Origin of the sequence: Aestuarium sp., from assembly GCF_023253315.1 — a bacterium.
In the GTDB taxonomy this organism is placed as follows: Bacteria; Pseudomonadota; Alphaproteobacteria; order Rhodobacterales; family Rhodobacteraceae; genus Marivivens; species Marivivens donghaensis.
In genome coordinates this window covers 17,095-36,122 of sequence record NZ_JALRGW010000025.1, presented here as the reverse complement: position 1 = coordinate 36,122, position 19,028 = coordinate 17,095, and the positions used below count along the sequence as shown (strand labels likewise).

The following is a 19,028-nucleotide window of genomic DNA, read 5'->3' as shown; positions in this document are numbered from 1 at the left end:
GTCATTATTCAAAATGGCTATGGCCGTGATTGCCGTAGGTATTCGGGTGGAAAGTATGCAGAGTTTGAAACTGCACTAAGTCGATCTTTGATTTCGCACGGCTACTGCCGATAGGAGGTTCTATGAAGGGTTATCGCTTTTTATCCGTTACCCTAGTAGCGGCCTCTACCTTGTTCACAGTGCCATCAGTTAACGCTCACTCTGGGGGCTTAAACGCTCAAGGATGTCATGCGGGTTCACAGCCGTATCATTGCCATCGACCCCAAGTCGTAACTCCGCAGAGCAGTCCCGAGGTGAAATTATCTCGTACTGGTATCTGCCATGCTCGTGGATCGAGATATTATCAACAAACGAGGAACTTTGTTGCCTATGCCAACATTAATGAATGTTTGAGGGCGGGAGGGCGACTGCCGAGGAACTAAGTGCAATACTTCAAGGCGCTGGATTGGGATTTCCTCGAGCTCGATTGCGTGTAAGAATTATAACAGAGATCAAAGTACATCACTGACTACTGGCTCGTTTTGAGCAATACTCTGGTGCCATGTAGCTGCTGATCGTTTGGGGTGTTTCCGGGTAAGGACCGGCTCACAATTCGCCCTTGAACCTTCACAGCAATGGATAAACAGGCAAGGATGTACTGCTATTTACTATGTTGCAATCAGATGAGGCCGCCTGGGAGTGTCAAATGATAGTGGAGTACCTAGATGGACTTCTTGAAGCTATAAGGAATTTTTTGATTTACGTTTTGCCCCTGGCGGCAATTTGGTGGCTGATCAACGGCCTTCGAGAGCTGAAAAGGGACGGATTCCTAGGGCATTTTTTGATTTCTGGACTTATTTATTTTGGGCTCGGCTTTTATGGAACTTATTGGTTGCACAGCAAGGGGGTCGACTATGCGATCCTAAATTTAGTTTTTTGGTCGGTAGTCTTTATGATCTACGAGCTGAAAGCGTCGTCACGCAGTGTTAAGAAGCCATTGGATGATAGTTAAAATCGGCTGTGATAATATGTTAGACTTTTCGAAACTACTTAAGGTACTGCGGCTCCGATCCGATATAGTTCTTGATTTGTTTAACAGAAAAACGCGAACATACTCATAACCAATACATTCAGATATTTAAGGTAATCATGATATGGCACTTCTGGGCCGGCTCACTCTTACAGCTTGTTTTTTTGCCCTTAGTTCAATGGTGGTGACGGCTGAAACCGTGCTTTATTGCACTGAGGAACACATGGCCGGAATGCAGCACCAATTCGATCGCTGGGGATCATTCTATGGTGATGAAGAGTTTGGTCGTCGTTACGCTATTAAGTTTAACGATGATATGTCGGAGTTATCTGGTGTCCAAGGTACGGATACTAAATATTATTGCGGTAGTTATTTCCCCAGTAAAGCTCCAGATGCGATTACCTGCGTCAACTCTTTGGTTGCAACGATGCACTTTACATATTCGACAGAGAATAAACGTTTTGTCCTTGCTTTACTCGGTCCTGGAGGATGGCTTGCCGAAGGCACAGAGCGTGGCGAACAATTCGATGAGTATTTACCGGAGAAGATAGTGTTAGGGCAGTGCCAATCGTTTTGAGCTAAGTTCTCGCAACTTTGTAACGATCTCTTCGGGCTTTGGTCGTATGTTTGCCATTACTGGTCCTCCGCTTCTTAAACATAGCGGTGGACCGGTTAAGTGGGGGAGGCTCAGGACTGCATGCAATCCCATGAAGGAAGCCGACCAAGTCAGAGATCATCATGCAATCTTCAGGGCTGTAATCGGACGATAAATATACGTCGAGGCGGTCGAGGTTTGTGGTCAAGATGGGCTCACTTTCAATAGTCGGACACTTTCGAGAAGAAACTAACGAGCAGGTCCGATTTAACTCGGTTGCACCCACGCGGAATCTAGAATGAAACGACCCTTTGGAAAAGAACAGCTAGTGATTTGCTATAGGCGAGCGCAGTAAAACTAGAAGGCTGAAATATCACCTTTGAAGAAAGCCCCCAAATGAAGGGCTGAAGGTCGTCTCTCCCCTGAGAGTACGACGCTAGAGCATTTCTCGTCCCTAAAGGCCAACATCTAGAAAAGTTCGACAGCCATGTTGATCCCTCAGGTGGCACTACAATTGTTTAACGTTGGGCTGCGAAAAAATATTCAAAAAAATCTGAAGGGGTATTCATCGAGAGACGAGTGGTGGTTTCCCCCATGCCCCCCGCCAATTGTGATTAGTGGATGGAATACTTGCAGTTTCGCACCGTTAAATAAAGCTTTGGTGTGGGTGAGGGGAGGTGCGTGAGAAGTTCCGATCTACTTCGTAAACAATAGCCCTCATCATAGACCGAACTCTGGTACAAACTTTGGTACAAAATGTAGGTAGTGGTGGACTTGATGTTTTGGTTATAACCTTTTAAATAAGGGATGCAATCTCTTGCGAGTGCAGGGAGTTCGAATCCTGTCGGGTGCGCCATTTACCTCTGAATATCGAACTCTGGCGGCGCGAGGGTGAAGCCTTCGAACTGGAACGCGGGCGATACCGTGCAGCCGACGAGCGTCCAATCACCAGTCGTTTTCGCGGCCTGCCAGTGATCTTTGGGCACAATGATTTGCGGGGCTTCACCAGCGAGCAGATCAGGCCCGAGGATGTGATCAACGGCTGGTCCAACATCATCCGCAGCCATTGAAAGAATGATCGGGGCACCCGCGTAGTAGTGCCAAATCTCGACAGCATCGACCTTGTGCCAATGACTGCTTTCGCCTGATTTGAGCAGGAAATAGATGCAAGTCCCCGCAGGGCGGCCGTCACCATCCGCAATCCACGTTTGACGGTAAAACCCGCCCTCTGGATGTGGCTGCAGATCAAGGTGCGCAATGATATCGTCGGCTGTCATGTCCTTAGCCTATGACGCAACCACTCGTCCTACAACGAAAAAGCCCCGCACACGGCGGGGCTTCTCAATTAGATTTCGACCTGATTACTTCAGGATCGAACGACCTGCGTATTGAGCGGTCGCACCCAGCATTTCCTCAATACGGATCAGCTGGTTGTATTTTGCCAGACGGTCAGAGCGCGACAGCGAACCTGTTTTGATCTGACCGCAGTTGGTTGCAACAGCGAGGTCAGCGATGGTCGCGTCCTCGGTTTCGCCCGAACGGTGCGACATGACGTTGGTGTAACGTGCACGATGCGCCATATCGACGGCCTTCAGGGTTTCGGTCAGCGAACCGATCTGGTTCACTTTCACCAGCATGGAGTTCGCAACGCCCTGAGCGATGCCATCTGCCAGACGGGCGGGGTTCGTCACAAAGAGGTCGTCGCCAACCAGCTGAACCTTGTCGCCGAGCTTTTCAGTCAGCAGTTTCCAGCCAGCCCAGTCGTCTTCTGCCATGCCGTCTTCGATCGAGATGATCGGGTAGTCAGCGCAGAGCGCCGCGAGGTAGTCAGCGTTCTCTTCAGAGGTCAGCGATTTGCCTTCGCCCTTCATCTCGTATTTGCCATCGACGAAGTATTCGGTCGATGCGCAGTCGAGAGCGAGGTAGATGTCTTCGCCAGCTTTGTAGCCTGCTTTTTCAATCGCGGTCAGGATGAAGTCGAGAGCCTTACGGGTCGATTCCAGTGCAGGTGCGAAACCACCTTCGTCGCCGATACCAGTGTTGTAACCAGCAGCAGAGAGTTCTTTTTTCAGGGTGTGGAACACCTCAGAACCCATGCGGATCGCTTCTTTCACGTTCGTTGCCGAAACTGGCATGATCATGAATTCTTGGATGTCGATTGGGTTGTCTGCGTGCTCACCGCCGTTGATGATGTTCATCATCGGAACAGGCAGAACGCGTGCAGAGGTGCCGCCAACGTAACGGAACAGCGGCTGGCCAGTGTATTCTGCTGCAGCTTTGGCAACAGCGAGCGATACGCCGAGGATCGCGTTTGCGCCCAGACGACCTTTGTTCGGGGTACCGTCGAGTTCGATCATCGCTTCGTCGATCTCAACTTGTTCCAGAACATCGTAGCCGACGAGGGTCTCAGCGATTTCGCCGTTTACCGCAGCAACCGCTTCGAGAACGCCTTTGCCCATGTAACGGGATTTGTCGCCGTCACGCTTTTCTACGGCTTCATGTGCGCCGGTCGATGCGCCCGAAGGAACCGCAGCGCGGCCCATGGTGCCATCCTCAAGGATGACGTCGACTTCGACAGTCGGGTTTCCGCGGCTATCAAGGATTTCGCGGGCGTGGATGTCGATGATTGTGCTCATGAAGACAGGTCCTGTGCTGAAATGTCGTTATTTTCGTCCGCTCTATAACCGTCAACTTGACGAAGGGGAAGCGGAACGAGAGCGGGATTCGCGGTAGAACGTATAAATCCCCGATGTAATGACAATAAGAACGCCCAAGAGCATGACGCCATTGATCGAGTCACCTTCGTCAAACACGATCAGACCAACGGCCAGCGCAAAGACAATCCGTGTGTAACGGAACGGTGCAATCACCGCCATGTCGCCAAGCCGCGAGGCCATGATCAGCAGATAATACGCGCCAGTGCCGATCAAAACGCCTGCAACGATATAGACCCATTGCAGCGTCGTTGGACGGACGAAGCTCTCGCCCGAATAGAGCAGAATGGCCCAACCCAAGGGAACGATGGTCAAAAACCCCCAAGCGGCAAGCTGGAGCGAATGTAGGTGCCCCTTGAGCGCTCGTGTGGTCACATCGCGCATCGCCATGCCGAGAACCCCGATAAACGCGAGGATCAGCAGCGGATCGTAGTTCGAACTCCCTGGTTGGATCACGAGGAGAACCCCGAAAAAGCCGACCCCAATCGCGGTCCAACGCCGCCAGCCCACCTTTTGACCAAGGAATAGCGCAGCCCCCATCGTCACAAACAAGGGCAGGGCCTGCATCACAGACGAGGTCGCCGCCAATGCGCCACTCGTGAAGGCTAGAACGTAAGCACCCGTGCCGATGAATTCGCCAATGTTGCGGATCACCACGCCTTTTTCGATGAGTTTTGGCGAGAGGAGGCGAATCCCCTTAGGCAACATGAACGCCCAATAGGCCAACGTGCCGAGTGCGCCGAGGATGATTAGAACCTGACCGGTCGGCATGCCGTTCTCGCTGGCCAGCTTGATAAACATATCCTCAAGCGCAAAGCCTGCCATTGCGATGGTCATCAATATCGCGCCGCGGATGTTTTCCATGGTCTAGCCCCAAATATGTTCGCGCTATCGACTTAGCTGGAAATTTGATCAAACGGAATAGAGTGTCGCAACTTAACCACGAAAAAGGGCGGCCCACTGGACCGCCCCATTATTCGGTTCTTTCTGATCGTTTAACCGATCGTCACCAGCGCATGGCGTTTCTTACCCGCCGAGAGCTTAAGCGGCTCTGCCAAATCAGCCGCGCTGAACATACGACCCGCATCCGAGCAAGGCTCGTCATTGACGCGAAGACCACCTTCAGAGATCAGGCGCTTGCCGTCCTTACCGGTTTTGGCGAGGCCCGAACGGACAACGAGTTGCGCCAGCGAAATACCATCGGCCACTTCGCCCGCGTCGAGCGTCAGCGTCGGCAGATCATCACCCACGCCACCTTTTTCGAACACTTCGCGCGCGGTGGCCTCAGCCGCAGCCGCAGCTTCGGCACCGTGTAGAAGGGTTGTGACCTCGTTTGCGAGGATGATCTTCGCCGCGTTGATCTCGGACCCTTCAAGAGCGCCAAGGCGTTCGCACTCTTCCACTGGAAGTTCGGTGTAGAGCTTCAGGAAACGACCCGTGTCCGCGTCAGTCGTGTTGCGCCAGAACTGCCAGAATTCGTAGGGCGATTTCATATCGGCGTTCAGCCAGACCGCACCATCCTGCGATTTGCCCATCTTCTTGCCGTCCGAGGTGGTCAGAAGCGGCGAGGTCAGGCCAAAGATTTGTTCGTCCACAACGCGGCGCGTCAGGTCGATACCGTTGACGATGTTGCCCCACTGGTCCGATCCGCCCATCTGCAACAGACAGCCATAACGGCGATTCAGTTCGAGGAAGTCATAGGCCTGAAGGATCATGTAGTTGAATTCTAGGAACGACAGCGATTGTTCACGGTCGAGACGCGATTTCACCGATTCAAACGACAGCATTCGGTTGACCGAGAAGTGGCGACCGATATCGCGCAGGAACTCGAGGTAGTTCAAACCGTCGAGCCACTCTGCGTTGTTGAGCATCAGCGCTTTGTTCGGCGCGTCCGTGTCGTAGTCGATGTAGGCCGCGAACACCTTCTTGATGCCTGCGATGTTGTCGTTGATCTGGTCTTCGGTCAACAGCGGGCGTTCGTCCGCACGGAACGACGGGTCGCCCACCTTTGTCGTGCCGCCGCCCATCAGGGTGATCGGCTGGTGACCGGTCTTTTGCAGCCAACGCAGCATCATGATCTGGATCAGCGATCCGACGTGCAACGACTTCGCCGTTGCGTCAAAGCCGATATAGGCCGGTACCACGCCCTTGCTCAGTGCCTCATCGAGGCCTTGATAATCCGTGCAGTCCGAAAGGAAGCCGCGTTGCATCATGACAGCCATGAAATCGGATTTGGGATGGTAGGTCATCGTCTTGTCCTTGGTTTTCGTTCGCGGCACTCTATAAGCGGCTCAACGGGTGAGGGAAAGCGTATGTTGAAGTCTGGGGCAATTCGGGCGCTTGGTGCGATGTCTGGGACATCGTTAGACGGCGTGGATGCGGCTGTTTTGGTGACAGATGGCGTCACGATCACCGAATTCGGCCCGTCCGAATTCCGTCCCTATTCCAAAGAGGAATCAGCGGTACTCCGCTCGGCTTTGGGGAAATGGGACGGCGTAGAGGTCGAAGCGGCCGCTGAAGTCATCGAAACCGCCCATGCGCAAATCCTGTCAGGGTTCGAAGATGTCGACCTGATTGGCTTCCACGGCCAGACCGTCGCCCATGACCCCGCGAACCGTGGCACGCTCCAAATCGGGGACGGCGCACTGCTGGCCGAAGTGCTCGAACGGCCTGTCGTCTGGGACTTCCGCAGCAACGATGTGAAACTGGGCGGGCAGGGTGCGCCGCTCGCGCCGTTCTATCACTTCGCCCTTGCCAAATTCATCGGCGCCACTGCGCCCGTCGCATTCCTGAACCTCGGCGGCGTGGGCAACATCACATGGGTCGACCCATCAAAGGCAAAGCCAGAGGACGCAGGAGCGCTGATCGCCTTTGACACGGGCCCCGCAAATGCGCCTATCAACGATCTGATGGTCGAACGATTGGGCGTGGATCGGGACGAAAACGGTGAACTCGCCGCCAAAGGTAACGTGGATGAGGAGATACTGAACCGCTTCCTCGACCATCGTTATTTCTACAAAATCCCGCCCAAATCCCTCGACCGCGATGATTTCGCAGCTTTGGCGACTGAGGTCGAAACCCTATCCGACGCCGACGCCGCAGCGACCTTAACGGCTTGTGCGGCGATGGCTGTTGTCAAAGGCATGGAACACTGTCCTTCAGTCCCTGCAAAATTGCTCGTCACAGGGGGCGGTAGGCACAATGCGACCCTCATGGCGATGCTCTCCGCTGGCCTCGATTGCGAGGTTGTACCTGTTGAGGATGCCGGCCTCGATGGGGATATGCTAGAGGCCCAAGCCTTTGCCTTTCTCGCCGTCCGCGTGGCCCGTGGTTTGCCGACCTCTTGTCCTTCGACGACGGGCGTTGGTGCGGCTGTTGGCGGCGGCACGGTCAGTCATCCCCTGCGCTGATCTATAGACAGCCCCGTATTCCAGTGCTAACGATAGCCGCATGAAGAGCAACGCAATCATTATCAACTGCATTATTACCTGCTGACAAACGTCACGCGGGCCGCTCTTTCACGTTTCATTCGGATCAGTAAGTTGCTAAGCCCGCAGGCGAAAACCCTGTGTGAGAGGCCGTATGACCACGATCAAACTCCATAACTCGAAGACCCGCAAAAAAGAGGTCTTTGAACCGATCGACCCGCAGAACGTGCGCATGTATGTCTGCGGCCCGACCGTATATGACCGCGCCCACCTCGGGAACGCGCGGCCAGTTCTGGTGTTTGATATTCTCTACCGTCTTCTGCGCCATGTTTATGGTGCAGATGCAGTGACTTACGTGCGGAACTTCACTGACGTTGATGACAAAATCAACGCCCGCGCCGCCCGCGATAATCGCTCGATCCGTGACATCACCGATGAAACGATCGCGTGGTATCATGACGACATGGATGCCCTCGGCGCGATGCGTCCGAACCATGAACCTCGCGCGACCGAATGGATCGGCGCGATGGTGTCGATGATCGAGGACCTCATCGCCAAAGGCCACGCCTACGAAAAAGAAGGCCATGTTCTGTTCCGCGTGCGGTCCTACGAAAACTACGGCGCCCTGTCGGGTCGTTCGGTTGACGACATGATCGCAGGCGCTCGGGTCGAGGTCGCACCGTTCAAAGAGGACCCGATGGATTTCGTCCTCTGGAAACCCTCGGACGCTCAAACACCTGGCTGGGATAGCCCGTGGGGTTATGGCCGCCCAGGTTGGCACATCGAATGTTCCGCCATGTCCTACGAACTCTTGGGCGCATCGTTTGATATCCACGGTGGCGGCAACGACCTACAGTTCCCGCACCACGAAAACGAAATCGCCCAAAGCTGCTGCGCCCATCCCGAAGGTGGCTTTGCGAACGTCTGGCTGCACAACGAAATGCTTCAGGTTGAGGGCAAGAAAATGTCCAAATCCTTGGGCAACTTCTTTACCGTCCGCGATCTCTTGGATCAGGGCATTCCGGGCGAGGTCGTACGGTACGTGATGTTGGATACGCGTTATTCAAAGCCGATGAACTGGACCGAAAAGAAAAAGGATGAGGCGAAAGAAACTATAAGGCATTGGCACCGCCTAACTGCAGACCTGTTTCCCTCAATTGATTTTCATCCCAACGAAAAATTTATTAACTCCTTAGCAGATGATCTGAATACACACTTGGCTCTCGTGTATATCAATCAGCTGCAATGGAATCCTCAATCTCTGTTGGATCATGCGCGTTGGTTCGGTTTCCTTTCTGATGCTACGAGAAATCAGTTCATTAATGAAATGGCGAGCAGCAGCTTTGGGATAGGAAACAGTCCTGAAGAAGCTGAAATTGCGCGTAAGTTAGACGCTCTTCGCAATACGCTGGTAGCGCTCCGTTACGCCGCGATGGAAACCAAAGATTTCAGCGCTGTTGATGCGATGAAAAACGCATTGATGGAGGCGGGCGTTGAGGTCCGCATGTCCAAAGCTGGAGTAGAACTTCTGCCCGCCGCAGGGTTCGATGCCGCGAAACTGGAGGGTCTATAATGACCAAAGAACGTCTTTACCTTTTCGACACCACGCTGCGCGACGGTCAACAGACCCAAGGCGTGCAGTTCTCAACGGGTGAAAAGCAAAAGATTGCGACCGCTCTGGATAAGCTCGGCATCGACTACATCGAAGGCGGCTGGCCGGGGGCGAACCCGACTGATAGCGATTTCTTTGACGCGGTGCCTGCGCTGAACAACGCGACGATGACGGCCTTTGGGATGACCAAACGGGCAGGGCGCTCGGCTGAAAACGACGATGTTCTAGCGGCGGTGATGAACGCGAATACGCCTGCAGTGTGCCTTGTTGGTAAGACGCATGATTTCCATGTGACGACCGCGCTTGGCATCACGTATCAAGAAAACACCGAAAACGTCCGCGCCTCGATCGCGCATATCGTGGCCTCGGGCCGTGAGGCGCTGTTCGATGCGGAACACTTCTTTGACGGCTACAAATCGAACCCTGACTATGCGCTCGAAGTGGTAAAGGCCGCTTTTGACGCTGGTGCGCGTTGGATCGTGCTCTGCGACACCAACGGCGGCACTCTGCCGTCCGAGGTGAAGGCGATCGTTGGCAAAGTGATCGAGGCTGGCATCCCAGGGTCCCACATCGGCATCCATTGCCATGACGACACAGGCCACGCTGTCGCGAACTCTCTCGCGGCGGTGGATGCGGGTGCGCGTCAAATTCAGGGCACCCTGAACGGTCTGGGCGAACGTTGCGGCAACGCGAACCTGACGACGATCATCCCGACGCTCTTGCTGAAAGAGCCCTATAAGTCGACGCTCGACACGGGCATCTCGACCGAGGCTCTCGCGGGGATGCGTAAACTCTCGCGTCTGCTCGACGATATCCTGAACCGCGTGCCTGCGAAACAGGCGCCCTATGTTGGGGCCTCGGCCTTTGCCCATAAGGCGGGCCTTCATGCGAGCGCGATCCTCAAGGACCCGTCGACCTACGAACACATCGACCCCGCTTTGGTCGGCAACAGCCGCATCATCCCGATGTCGAACCAAGCGGGCCAGTCGAACCTGCGCCGCCGTTTGGCAGAGGCTGGGTTTGAAGTGGACGACAAAGATCCCGCTCTGCCGCGTCTCCTCGAAGAGATCAAAGAGCGCGAGTCGCGTGGCTATTCCTACGACACCGCTCAGGCATCGTTCGAACTGCTGGCCCGCGAGATGTTGTTCCAACCGCGTCCGTTCTTTGACGTGGACCGTTACCGCGTGATCACCGAACGCCGCCGTAATGCTAAGGGCGAAGTGATCAGCGTGTCCGAGGCCGTCGTATCCGTCTGGATCGGGACACAACGCGTGACGTCATTTTACGAGAACGAACATGCGGATCAACTGACTGACGCGGGTCCTGTGAATGCGCTGTCGATGGCGTTGGCCAAAGACCTCGGTCCGTATCAGTCCTTGATCGAGGATATGGAGCTGGTCGACTTTAAGGTCCGTATCACCAATGGCGGCACCGAGGCCGTGACCCGCGTGATCATCGACAGCGAGGACAGCACAGGCCGTCGTTGGTCCACCGTCGGCGTGTCCGCGAACATAATCGACGCGTCCTTTGATGCGCTCCTCGATGCCGTGAACTGGAAACTCGTCCAAGACGGAGCCGAACCCGTATGACCCTGAACGCCTGCGCTGAACTGGTTCGTCAGGGCGACCCTGATCGTTTTCTCGCGACCATGGCCGCCCCGCCAGAGGCGCGGGCGAAACTCTTTCCGCTCTATGCTTTCAACCTAGAAGTCGCAAAGGCCCCTTGGGTGACGCGCGAACCTATGATCGCGCAAATGCGGTTGCAATGGTGGCAGGACATCGTGACCGAAGTGGTCGAGGGCAAACCGCCCCGTGCGCATGAAGTGGCGGGTCCTTTTGCAGAGGTCGTGAAATCCACCGCTCTGCCGCCCTCAGTCATTTCGACCATGATCAATGCGCGGTATTGGGACATCAACGGCGACCACTTCGAAAACGAAGAGGCCGTGATCGCTCATATCGACCGCGGTGCAGGGAGCCTGACCGTACTGGCGGCTTTGGCGCTCGGTGCTGATACGGAAAAAGAGGAAGCCATCCGCGAGGCCGCTATCGCCTCTGGCATCGCCAACTGGCTATTGGCCGTTCCCGCGATCAAGGCCGCAGGGCGCAAACCTTTGGCCCATGAAACACTGGCCGAGGTAAAGAACCTCGCCGACTATGGCCTTCGGATGCTTGCGAAACACCGCAGCACCGACTTTGGCCCCGCAGTTCCAGCCTTGCGCGCTGGATGGCGGGCCAAGGCGATCCTGTCAGCCGCTATTGCTGATCCACAATCCGTCCCCGACGGACGCCTGACCACGTCAGAGTTCCGCCGCAAGGGTTCGCTCATGCTGAAACAGCTAACGGGCCGTTGGTGATCAGAGGTCTTTTGGACGTAGCGCCAACCAGATCAGCGATCCACCAGCAAGCGCGAGGAATGGCACCATCGCTACGTTGACAGCCGTCCAGCCGTCAATCGGCGACCCGCCTGAACAGTTCATCAGACCGCCCGACGCCAGCGACGCCACCGTCACGCCGCCAAAGACCAACAGGTCGTTCAGGCCCTGAATGACACCGCGTTCATGCGGCTCGTGCGCCTGCGCCAACATCGTTGTTGCGCCGATAAAGCCAAAGTTCCATCCGACACCCAAGAGGATCAAACCTGCGTAAAAGCTCAACAGCGACGGCGACGACGCCTCATCCGCGAGCTGAACCCCAGCGAGTGCCGCGATCCCAGCAAAGGCGAGGATCACAAGGCCCGTCGCCATGATCGTCTTTACGCCAAAGCGTGCAATCAGGTGACCTGTAAAGAACGACGGAATGAACATCGCTAGAACGTGCGCGGTGACGATATCGTTTGAACTATCAACGCCGTAACCGCAGCCCACGACCGCCAGCGGGGTCGAGGTCATCACGAGGTTCATCAGCGCATAGCTGACCATGCCGACGATGATTGCTACGATGATCGGCGGATGTGCGAGCAGCGCTTTACGTGTCCGCGCGATCGGCGCATCCAGAACTTTCGGCGCCGACTTGCTGCCTTTTGGTAGATCGAGCGCGAGGAAAAGGAACAGACCAAACAGGTTGATCGCCACGATCGCGAGGTAACTGCCAAGGAACGGAATGACCGGATTGATGTCTCCGACCACTTTGTTCAACTGTGGCCCTACGATTGCGGAAATCAGACCACCCGCCATTACATAAGAAATCGCCTTGGGCTTGAACGTGTCAGTCGCTGTGTCTGTCGCGGCAAAGCGGTAGAAGCCCTGCGCCGACATATAGATACCCGTGATATAGGACCCCAAGAGGAACAACGGGAAGTTCGCGAAATAGAGGCCAGCCGCCGAAATCATCGCGCCCAGCATCCCCGCAAAAGCACCGAGCATGAACCCAAACTGACGGCCATTGCGCTGCATTAGCGGCGACAGCCATGGCGCAGTGGTCATTGACCCGAACACGATCATCGAAATCGGCAATGTCGCCCAACAAGGGTTCGACGCCAGTTGTTTGCCCGCAAGACCGCCAATGGCAAAGATCATCGGCATTTGCGCGCCCAAAATCGCTTGGGCTACCACCAGCACTGCTACGTTGCGTTTCGCGCGGCGGTCGTCGGTATAGATCGTATCCATGGGAAGTCCTAAATTCGTTACCGCCTTTGTGACGGCCTTAACACATGGCGTCAATCACATGTGCGAACGATCCATAGGCGCGGCCGAGCCGCAGTCCCATTGCGGGCAGGTCGGTGCCTTCGGCATCTTTAGCGGTGAATAGCGCGTCACCTTCGGCTTTTATTGTAGTCGCATAGTGAAACTCATGCGCAGCCCAATGCCCTGCGAATGGACCCTGTGTGCCCGTCACCGTCCGATACCCCAGATGCAGTTTTCGTTGTGCAAACGAGGTTTCCAACCGCAACAGCCCAGCCATCTCGTGTCGCGTGCCATCGGCATCAATCAGACCGTCACCCATGACCATATAGCCACCACATTCTCCATAAATATCAGTGCTTAATGCGGCGTTCCTTAGGTTTTGGATGAATCCTGATCCGACAATCTGACCCGCATAGAGTTCTGGATAACCTCCGGGGAGATAAACCAGATCAGCCTCTGGGATAGGATCACCATTGAGCGGTGAAAACGGAATGACTTCGGCCCCATTGCGTCGCCAATCTGCAATCATATGCGGATAGGAAAAGGCAAAAGCGCGGTCTTGGGCCAAGGCAATACGCTGCGCTGGCGGTGTGAGGCCAGCTTGGGTGCCTGTCGCCACAGGGCGCATCAACTTCCGCAGAGCGTCAATGTCCACATGACGACGGACCAGAGCGGCAGCGCTATCCAGAAACGCATCCAAATCTTCGCGCTCGTCCGCTTGAACTAGGCCGAGGTGACGGGAGGGCTGAACGATCTGCGCATCACGTGGAACGGCCCCAAGAACGGGAATGCCTGTCGCGTTAAGTGCGCGGCGTAGAATGGCTTCGTGTCGCGGCGATCCGACCTTGTTCAGGATCACGCCCGCGACGGTCACGTCCGACGCAAAGCCCGCAAAGCCAGCGACCAGTGGTGCGATCGAACCCGCCATCCGCGCCGCATCGACCACCAAAACGACCGAAAGGCCCAGCGCACGGGCCAAATCCGCGCTCGACCCACGGTCATCAGGTGGCGCGCCGTCAAAGAGGCCCATTGCGCCTTCGACGATGAGCGGCCCATCACCAGCGGCAAGCGACCGAATACGATCAGGCGTCATCGCCCAAGCGTCCAAGTTTACACAGGGTTGTCCGCTAGCAACTGCATGAAATCGAGGGTCAATGTAATCAGGGCCAGATTTCGCACCGCGTACGTTCAGCCCGTCTTGGGCCATGGCGCGCAAAAGGCCCAAGGTGATCGTCGTCTTGCCCGATCCCGAAGCGGGTGCAGCAATGACGATCCCTGTCATGCGCTCTCTGCCGGACGACCACGTCCAAGGGGATCGAGGTTGCGCGGTTCAATACCGGCCGCAAGGCTCTGCCAATCTAGAACCTGACGCATGAGAACCGAACGGCCCACGCAAATAATCGCAGGTGGTTCTAGCCCAGCGGCCGCGATATCGGCCTCTAGCGTGCCCAAGGTGGACTCCAAAACCTGCTGGTTCGGCGTTGTGGCATTGGTCACGACAGCAACAGGTTCCGACAGCGGTCGCCCCGCCTCAATCAGGCTACCTGCGATCTGGGCGATATGCTTCATCCCCATGTAGATCACGAGGACTTGCGACCCCTTGCTGATCGCCGCCCAATCGAGCGACTGCGGGGTTTCGCCCGACTGGTCGTGACCCGTGACAAAAGTCACCGACTGGTTCACGTCGCGGTGGGTGACTGGAATACCTGCGTAGGCCAAACCGCCGATACCTGCCGAAATGCCGGGTATGATCCGCACAGGGACGCCATGCTGGATCAGGGTTTGCGCTTCTTCGCCACCACGTCCGAACACAAACGGATCGCCGCCCTTGAGGCGCAGAACCTTTTTGCCCTCTTTCGCCATATCGACGAGCTGGAGCGAGATGTCGCGCTGCTTTGCCGACGGTTTGCCGCCGCGCTTGCCCGCGTAAATATGTTCCGCATTCGGGGCGAGCGCGAGGATCGCCTCATCCACGAGCGCATCATAGATCACCGCATCCGCTTGTTGGAGGCCGTTCACAGCATGCAAAGTCAGCAGCCCGGGATCACCAGGGCCAGCACCACAGAGCCATACCCAACCGGGTTTCAAAACGGGCCATGTCTGGCCGGAAAAGGGAAGCGAGTCGATCATGGGGTGGTTATGCCCCGTAAGCGGACCTGAATAAAGGCGACAAACGACGCAGTTTGCTGGATTGGCGGCACGGATAACCCGTTCTATAGTCGCGCCATGACGCGTAAACCTGACACCCCTTTGCGCCGTGGCTGGACCACGGGCGCTTGTGCCACCGCCGCCACCAAGGCGGCGTTGCTGCGTTTGTGGGGCGGGGCGTGGCCTGAAATGGTCTCGATCACTTTGCCCAAGGGCGAAACACCTGTGTTCGAACTGGCCTATATGGACGCGGGCGACGGTTATGCCGAAGCTGGAATCATCAAAGATGCTGGCGACGATCCTGACGTAACCCACGGTGCGCTGATCCGTGCGCGGGTCGAACGGTCGACGGGGGGCGTCACGTTCCATGCGGGCGTCGGTGTCGGGATGGTAACCAAAGCGGGATTGCCGATCCCTGTGGGCGAGCCCGCGATCAACCCTGTGCCGCGTGCCTTAATGGATGAGGTTGTTGCGGAATTGGCCAGCGAATTTGGCCATTCCCCCGATATCGCGATCACGATCACCGTTCCAAACGGGGCAGAACTCGCCCAGAAAACATGGAACCCGCGATTGGGGATCAAGGGCGGATTGTCGATCCTTGGCACGACAGGCGTGGTGCGCCCGTTCTCTTGTGCAGCGTGGATTGCGTCGATCCACCGTGGGGTGGATGTGGCGCGGGCAGGGAACACGACCCATGTCGCGGGCTGCACAGGTGCGACGTCAGAGCGGATCGTGCAGGGGCTTTATGGTCTACCCGATCACGCGATGCTCGACATGGGGGATTTCGCGGGCGGTCTGCTGAAATACATGCGCCAACATCCTGTGCCGCGCCTGACGATCGGTGGTGGCATCGGCAAACTGGCAAAGCTGGCGCAGGGGGCGATGGACCTTCATTCGGGGCGGTCGCAGGTGGATTTCGACATCCTTGCCGATTGGATGGGCGACGACAGGTTGCGCGGTGCGAATACCGTCCTTGAGGCTTATGAGATTTGCGGCGCGCCTCTGGCCGATCTTATTGCCGTCAAGGCACGTGAACAAGCGTTGTCGGTGGTGCGCGATGCGGGTATCGACATCGACGTTGTGGTCATCGACCGCGCAGGCACAATATTGGCGAGGACAGGCGCGTGATCCTTTTATTGGCTGGTACGACAGAAGCCCGCAAAATGGCGTGGCTCCTCCATGATTACGGGATCGAAGCGGTCGCCTCTCTAGCAGGTGAAACTGCATCCCCCGCGGCCTATCCTATCCCAACCCGCATCGGTGGGTTCGGCGGTGAGGATGGCTTTATCCAGTATCTGGACGATAACGGCATCACCGCAGTCATCGACGCCACGCACCCCTTTGCAGCTGCGATCACCGAACGGACGGCGCGTGTCTGTGCCCAGCGCGAATTACCCTATATCCAACTGATCCGCGCCGAGTGGGAGCCTGAGCCAGAGGACAAATGGATCATGGTTCCCGACATGGCGAGCGTGTCTGCGGTCGTCCCCGATGGTACGCGTGTTTTTGCTGCCGTTGGTCGCAAAGGTGCGGCAGATTTGAATTTGCCGAACTGTCACCTCGTGATCCGCACCGTTGATCCGCAGCCTGCTGAGGATGGCGTGACCTATATTACGGGCCGTCCGCCATTCCCCGAGGCGGATGAGGTGGATCTGCTGAAACAGCACGAGATCGACATCGTTGTTGCCAAAAACGCGGGCGGCATGACCGAAGGCAAACTCCTTGCTGCGCGGCAATTGGGAATACCTGTTGTTATGGTCCAGCGCCCGCCGATGGCAGATGCCTTGCGGCGTGAACGGGTTCAGGATGTCTTGGACTGGGTCATGGACCAATGATAGGGCGGATCATCGAAACCGATGATTGCATCCTCGAAGGGATCGCGTGGTTGTCAGCCGCCCATCCCGAATTCAAAGCCGCCTATGAACTGACTGGACCATTGCCGCTTCGCCGCACCAAAGACGGGTTTGATCGGCTTTTGTCTGCGATTGTCAGCCAGCAGGTAAGCGTCGCAGCCGCCAGTGCGATCTGGTCACGGGTCGAGGCGGCGGGCATGACGAACCCTGAGAATGTCCTAAACGCCACTGAGGACGACCTTCGCGCTTTGGGCATGAGCCGCCAAAAAGTGCGTTATGCAAAGGCGCTTGCGGGGGCTGGAATTGACTTTAACAATTTGCGGCAACTCCCTGATTTAGAAATCATTAAGGAGTTGACAGCTGTCAACGGAATAGGCGTTTGGACGGCTGAAATTTACGCAATGTTCGCGTTGGGTCGGGCGGATGTGTTCGCCCCCGGTGATCTGGCTCTGCAAGAGGCCGCGCGGATGTTGTTCAACCTCGACGCCCGACCGACAGAGCGGGCACTGCGGAAAATGGCCGAAGACTGGAGCCCATGGCGTGCGGTTGCGGCTCGGCTCTTGTGGGCCTACTACAAGGTAGCGAAAGACAGGGAAGGTATCCTATGACACGTGCTCTTCAGGCGGACCGGCGCGAACCGGTATCGGGCGATCTGCGCTCTGCTGTAGTGTTCCTGCATGGCTACGGCGCCAATGGGGCCGACCTTTTGGGGCTGGCGGATGTGCTGGGCGAACACCTTCCAGACACGATGTTCATTGCCCCCGATGCGCCCGAAGCTTGCGCAGGTGCGCCGATGGGGTTCCAGTGGTTCCCGATCCCGTGGATTGACGGATCGAGCGAAGAGGAATCGCGTCAGGGCCTCGACCGTGCGTCTGACGATTTGAACGCGTTCTTGGACGGTGTGATGGTCGATTACGATCTGCTGCCTGAACAGGTTATGATTTTTGGCTTTTCCCAAGGCACGATGATGTCGCTGCACGTAGCACCCCGCCGCGAAGATGCCGTCGCGGGGATCTGTGCGTTTTCTGGTCGTCTGCTTGAGCCAGAGTTGCTCGCCGACGAACTGATGTGCCGCCCGCCAGTTCTATTGGTCCATGGCGACCAAGACGATGTCGTGCCCGTGCAATCGCTGCCCCAAGCCGCAGAGGCGCTTCAGGCCGCTGGGTGGAAAGAGGTCTATGCGCACATCATGAAGGGCACAGGCCACGGCATTGCGCCTGATGGTCTGTCTGTCGCCCTCGCGTTCATGCGTGAACGGTTGGGCTACTGATCAAAGACAGGGCAATTTGCCTATTGTCGCGTCACTCGGCTGTTACATCGCTGCGGTTATCTGCGTGCACGCGTTGACGATATCGTGAGGCTTGATCCGTTTGGGCTACGATATATAGTTAATGCTATGCTGGGGCGGGTTGCTCCCGCTCTGGTGCCTAGAGCAGACAGAGTAGTGGAGATATGCTCCGATGGATGGCGATTTTAGGATAAATTTTGTTAGAGATCAGGCTGGGCCGCGGTCGCATCCCGCGCTGGTGTTGAACGCGGACTATCGACCGTTGTCGTATTACCCACTTTCGCTCTGGCCTTGGCAAGAAGCGGTCAAGGCGGTCTTTCTCGATAGGGTGGATATCGTTGCCACCTACGATGAAGTGGTCCGCAGCCCATCGACAGAGTTCCTGATCCCGTCGGTTGTCGTCCTCAAAGATTATGTCAAACCTCAAAAGCGCGTGGCTTTCACGCGCTTTAATCTTTTCTTGAGGGACGAATTTCAGTGCCAATACTGTGGTGGGCATGGCGATCTAACGTTCGACCATGTGGTGCCACGGGCGCGGGGCGGGATTACCAGTTGGGAAAACGTGGTTGCGGCCTGTTCGCCCTGTAACTTCGCCAAAGGATCAAAGAGCCTTCGGCAGGCGGGGATGCATCTGCGTAAACCGCCACGCCAGCCCAGCGCCGAGGAATTGCGCAACCTTGGGCGCAAATTCCGTCCGAACCACCTGCATGAAAGCTGGTTGGACTACCTCTATTGGGACACCGAATTGGACGCATAAGC

Annotated in this window: 18 protein-coding genes; 11 read left to right on the top strand and 7 right to left on the bottom strand. The window is 56.4% G+C overall.

Annotated features, from left to right (window positions below; all coding sequences use genetic code 11):
• Positions 1-122: 122 nt before the first annotated feature.
• Together AC1QQ2_RS11815 and AC1QQ2_RS11810 are read left to right on the top strand one after the other, a co-directional pair.
• Complete coding sequence (locus AC1QQ2_RS11815) at positions 123-422, top strand: YHYH domain-containing protein (protein ID WP_479713285.1); 300 nt, start codon at positions 123-125, stop codon at positions 420-422.
• Positions 423-1,133: 711 nt separating this feature from the next.
• Positions 1,134-1,586 (top strand): hypothetical protein, encoded by a 453-nt coding sequence (locus tag AC1QQ2_RS11810; protein WP_479713284.1) that lies wholly within the window; start codon positions 1,134-1,136, stop codon positions 1,584-1,586.
• 875 nt (positions 1,587-2,461) lie between these two features.
• Here AC1QQ2_RS11810 and AC1QQ2_RS11805 read toward each other — a convergent pair.
• From AC1QQ2_RS11805 to tyrS, 4 genes are all read right to left on the bottom strand, one after another.
• Positions 2,462-2,881, bottom strand: a complete 420-nt coding sequence (locus tag AC1QQ2_RS11805) for a cupin domain-containing protein (RefSeq protein ID WP_479713283.1) — start codon at positions 2,879-2,881, stop codon at positions 2,462-2,464.
• Between the two features lie 84 nt (positions 2,882-2,965).
• Positions 2,966-4,240 (bottom strand): phosphopyruvate hydratase, encoded by a 1,275-nt coding sequence (gene eno, locus AC1QQ2_RS11800; RefSeq protein WP_067547789.1) that lies wholly within the window; start codon positions 4,238-4,240, stop codon positions 2,966-2,968.
• 51 nt (positions 4,241-4,291) lie between these two features.
• Positions 4,292-5,182: a DMT family transporter gene (locus tag AC1QQ2_RS11795; protein WP_479713282.1), complete on the bottom strand. Its 891-nt coding sequence runs from the start codon at positions 5,180-5,182 to the stop codon at positions 4,292-4,294.
• Between the two features lie 131 nt (positions 5,183-5,313).
• Complete coding sequence (tyrS, locus tag AC1QQ2_RS11790) at positions 5,314-6,567, bottom strand: tyrosine--tRNA ligase (RefSeq protein ID WP_067547795.1); 1,254 nt, start codon at positions 6,565-6,567, stop codon at positions 5,314-5,316.
• A 63-nt stretch (positions 6,568-6,630) separates the two neighbouring features.
• Between tyrS and AC1QQ2_RS11785 the strand changes: the two genes are divergently transcribed.
• The 4 genes from AC1QQ2_RS11785 (at position 6,631) to AC1QQ2_RS11770 (ending at position 11,711) form a co-directional block, all read left to right on the top strand.
• Positions 6,631-7,728, top strand: coding sequence for an anhydro-N-acetylmuramic acid kinase (locus AC1QQ2_RS11785; RefSeq protein WP_479713281.1), 1,098 nt, complete (start codon positions 6,631-6,633; stop codon positions 7,726-7,728).
• Between the two features lie 172 nt (positions 7,729-7,900).
• Positions 7,901-9,319, top strand: coding sequence for a cysteine--tRNA ligase (gene cysS, locus AC1QQ2_RS11780; RefSeq protein WP_479713280.1), 1,419 nt, complete (start codon positions 7,901-7,903; stop codon positions 9,317-9,319).
• Positions 9,319-10,947, top strand: a complete 1,629-nt coding sequence (gene cimA / locus AC1QQ2_RS11775; RefSeq protein ID WP_479713279.1) for a citramalate synthase — start codon at positions 9,319-9,321, stop codon at positions 10,945-10,947. Before cysS ends, cimA begins: the two co-directional genes overlap by 1 nt.
• Positions 10,944-11,711, top strand: a complete 768-nt coding sequence (locus AC1QQ2_RS11770) for a squalene/phytoene synthase family protein (RefSeq protein ID WP_479713278.1) — start codon at positions 10,944-10,946, stop codon at positions 11,709-11,711. Before cimA ends, AC1QQ2_RS11770 begins: the two co-directional genes overlap by 4 nt.
• Here the strand turns inward: AC1QQ2_RS11770 and AC1QQ2_RS11765 are convergent, their stop codons facing one another.
• Genes AC1QQ2_RS11765 through cobA form a run of 3 tightly spaced genes read right to left on the bottom strand, consistent with a single transcriptional unit; the run spans position 11,712 to position 15,110 of the window.
• Complete coding sequence (locus tag AC1QQ2_RS11765) at positions 11,712-12,962, bottom strand: MFS transporter (protein ID WP_249947132.1); 1,251 nt, start codon at positions 12,960-12,962, stop codon at positions 11,712-11,714. It abuts the gene before it with no gap.
• 37 nt (positions 12,963-12,999) lie between these two features.
• Complete coding sequence (locus AC1QQ2_RS11760) at positions 13,000-14,262, bottom strand: cobyrinic acid a,c-diamide synthase CobB (RefSeq protein ID WP_479713277.1); 1,263 nt, start codon at positions 14,260-14,262, stop codon at positions 13,000-13,002.
• Entirely contained in the window at positions 14,259-15,110 is an 852-nt protein-coding gene (gene cobA / locus AC1QQ2_RS11755) for a uroporphyrinogen-III C-methyltransferase (RefSeq protein ID WP_479713276.1), read from the bottom strand. Before cobA ends, AC1QQ2_RS11760 begins: the two co-directional genes overlap by 4 nt.
• 96 nt (positions 15,111-15,206) lie before the next feature.
• Between cobA and AC1QQ2_RS11750 the strand changes: the two genes are divergently transcribed.
• The 5 genes from AC1QQ2_RS11750 to AC1QQ2_RS11730 all read left to right on the top strand — a co-directional run bounded on the left by AC1QQ2_RS11750 (position 15,207) and on the right by AC1QQ2_RS11730 (position 19,026).
• Positions 15,207-16,256: a cobalt-precorrin-5B (C(1))-methyltransferase gene (locus AC1QQ2_RS11750; protein ID WP_479713275.1), complete on the top strand. Its 1,050-nt coding sequence runs from the start codon at positions 15,207-15,209 to the stop codon at positions 16,254-16,256.
• Positions 16,253-16,963, top strand: coding sequence for a cobalt-precorrin-6A reductase (locus AC1QQ2_RS11745; protein ID WP_479713274.1), 711 nt, complete (start codon positions 16,253-16,255; stop codon positions 16,961-16,963). The genes AC1QQ2_RS11750 and AC1QQ2_RS11745 overlap by 4 nt, the downstream gene beginning before the upstream one ends.
• Positions 16,960-17,589: a DNA-3-methyladenine glycosylase family protein gene (locus AC1QQ2_RS11740; RefSeq protein WP_479713273.1), complete on the top strand. Its 630-nt coding sequence runs from the start codon at positions 16,960-16,962 to the stop codon at positions 17,587-17,589. The genes AC1QQ2_RS11745 and AC1QQ2_RS11740 overlap by 4 nt, the downstream gene beginning before the upstream one ends.
• Positions 17,586-18,251 carry an alpha/beta hydrolase gene (locus AC1QQ2_RS11735; RefSeq protein WP_479713272.1) on the top strand — a complete coding sequence of 222 codons (666 nt, stop codon included), beginning with the start codon at positions 17,586-17,588 and terminating at the stop codon, positions 18,249-18,251. The genes AC1QQ2_RS11740 and AC1QQ2_RS11735 overlap by 4 nt, the downstream gene beginning before the upstream one ends.
• A gap of 190 nt (positions 18,252-18,441) precedes the next feature.
• A complete protein-coding gene (locus AC1QQ2_RS11730; RefSeq protein ID WP_479713271.1) occupies positions 18,442-19,026 on the top strand; it encodes an HNH endonuclease in 585 nt (194 codons plus the stop codon).
• Positions 19,027-19,028 lie beyond the last annotated feature (2 nt).

What these genes read in the sequence shown, in the direction of transcription:
- AC1QQ2_RS11765 (WP_249947132.1), bottom strand. Translation starts at nt 12,962, where the DNA reads ATGGATACGATCTATACCGACGACCGCCGCGCGAAACGCAACGTAGCA.
- AC1QQ2_RS11810 (WP_479713284.1), top strand. Translation starts at nt 1,134, where the DNA reads ATGGCACTTCTGGGCCGGCTCACTCTTACAGCTTGTTTTTTTGCCCTT.
- AC1QQ2_RS11750 (WP_479713275.1), top strand. Translation starts at nt 15,207, where the DNA reads ATGACGCGTAAACCTGACACCCCTTTGCGCCGTGGCTGGACCACGGGC.
- AC1QQ2_RS11815 (WP_479713285.1), top strand. Translation starts at nt 123, where the DNA reads ATGAAGGGTTATCGCTTTTTATCCGTTACCCTAGTAGCGGCCTCTACC.
- AC1QQ2_RS11760 (WP_479713277.1), bottom strand. Translation starts at nt 14,262, where the DNA reads ATGACAGGGATCGTCATTGCTGCACCCGCTTCGGGATCGGGCAAGACG.
- tyrS (WP_067547795.1), bottom strand. Translation starts at nt 6,567, where the DNA reads ATGACCTACCATCCCAAATCCGATTTCATGGCTGTCATGATGCAACGC.
- AC1QQ2_RS11795 (WP_479713282.1), bottom strand. Translation starts at nt 5,182, where the DNA reads ATGGAAAACATCCGCGGCGCGATATTGATGACCATCGCAATGGCAGGC.
- AC1QQ2_RS11740 (WP_479713273.1), top strand. Translation starts at nt 16,960, where the DNA reads ATGATAGGGCGGATCATCGAAACCGATGATTGCATCCTCGAAGGGATC.
- AC1QQ2_RS11785 (WP_479713281.1), top strand. Translation starts at nt 6,631, where the DNA reads ATGTTGAAGTCTGGGGCAATTCGGGCGCTTGGTGCGATGTCTGGGACA.
- AC1QQ2_RS11770 (WP_479713278.1), top strand. Translation starts at nt 10,944, where the DNA reads ATGACCCTGAACGCCTGCGCTGAACTGGTTCGTCAGGGCGACCCTGAT.
- AC1QQ2_RS11805 (WP_479713283.1), bottom strand. Translation starts at nt 2,881, where the DNA reads ATGACAGCCGACGATATCATTGCGCACCTTGATCTGCAGCCACATCCA.
- AC1QQ2_RS11730 (WP_479713271.1), top strand. Translation starts at nt 18,442, where the DNA reads ATGGATGGCGATTTTAGGATAAATTTTGTTAGAGATCAGGCTGGGCCG.
- eno (WP_067547789.1), bottom strand. Translation starts at nt 4,240, where the DNA reads ATGAGCACAATCATCGACATCCACGCCCGCGAAATCCTTGATAGCCGC.
- cysS (WP_479713280.1), top strand. Translation starts at nt 7,901, where the DNA reads ATGACCACGATCAAACTCCATAACTCGAAGACCCGCAAAAAAGAGGTC.
- cimA (WP_479713279.1), top strand. Translation starts at nt 9,319, where the DNA reads ATGACCAAAGAACGTCTTTACCTTTTCGACACCACGCTGCGCGACGGT.
- AC1QQ2_RS11735 (WP_479713272.1), top strand. Translation starts at nt 17,586, where the DNA reads ATGACACGTGCTCTTCAGGCGGACCGGCGCGAACCGGTATCGGGCGAT.
- cobA (WP_479713276.1), bottom strand. Translation starts at nt 15,110, where the DNA reads ATGATCGACTCGCTTCCCTTTTCCGGCCAGACATGGCCCGTTTTGAAA.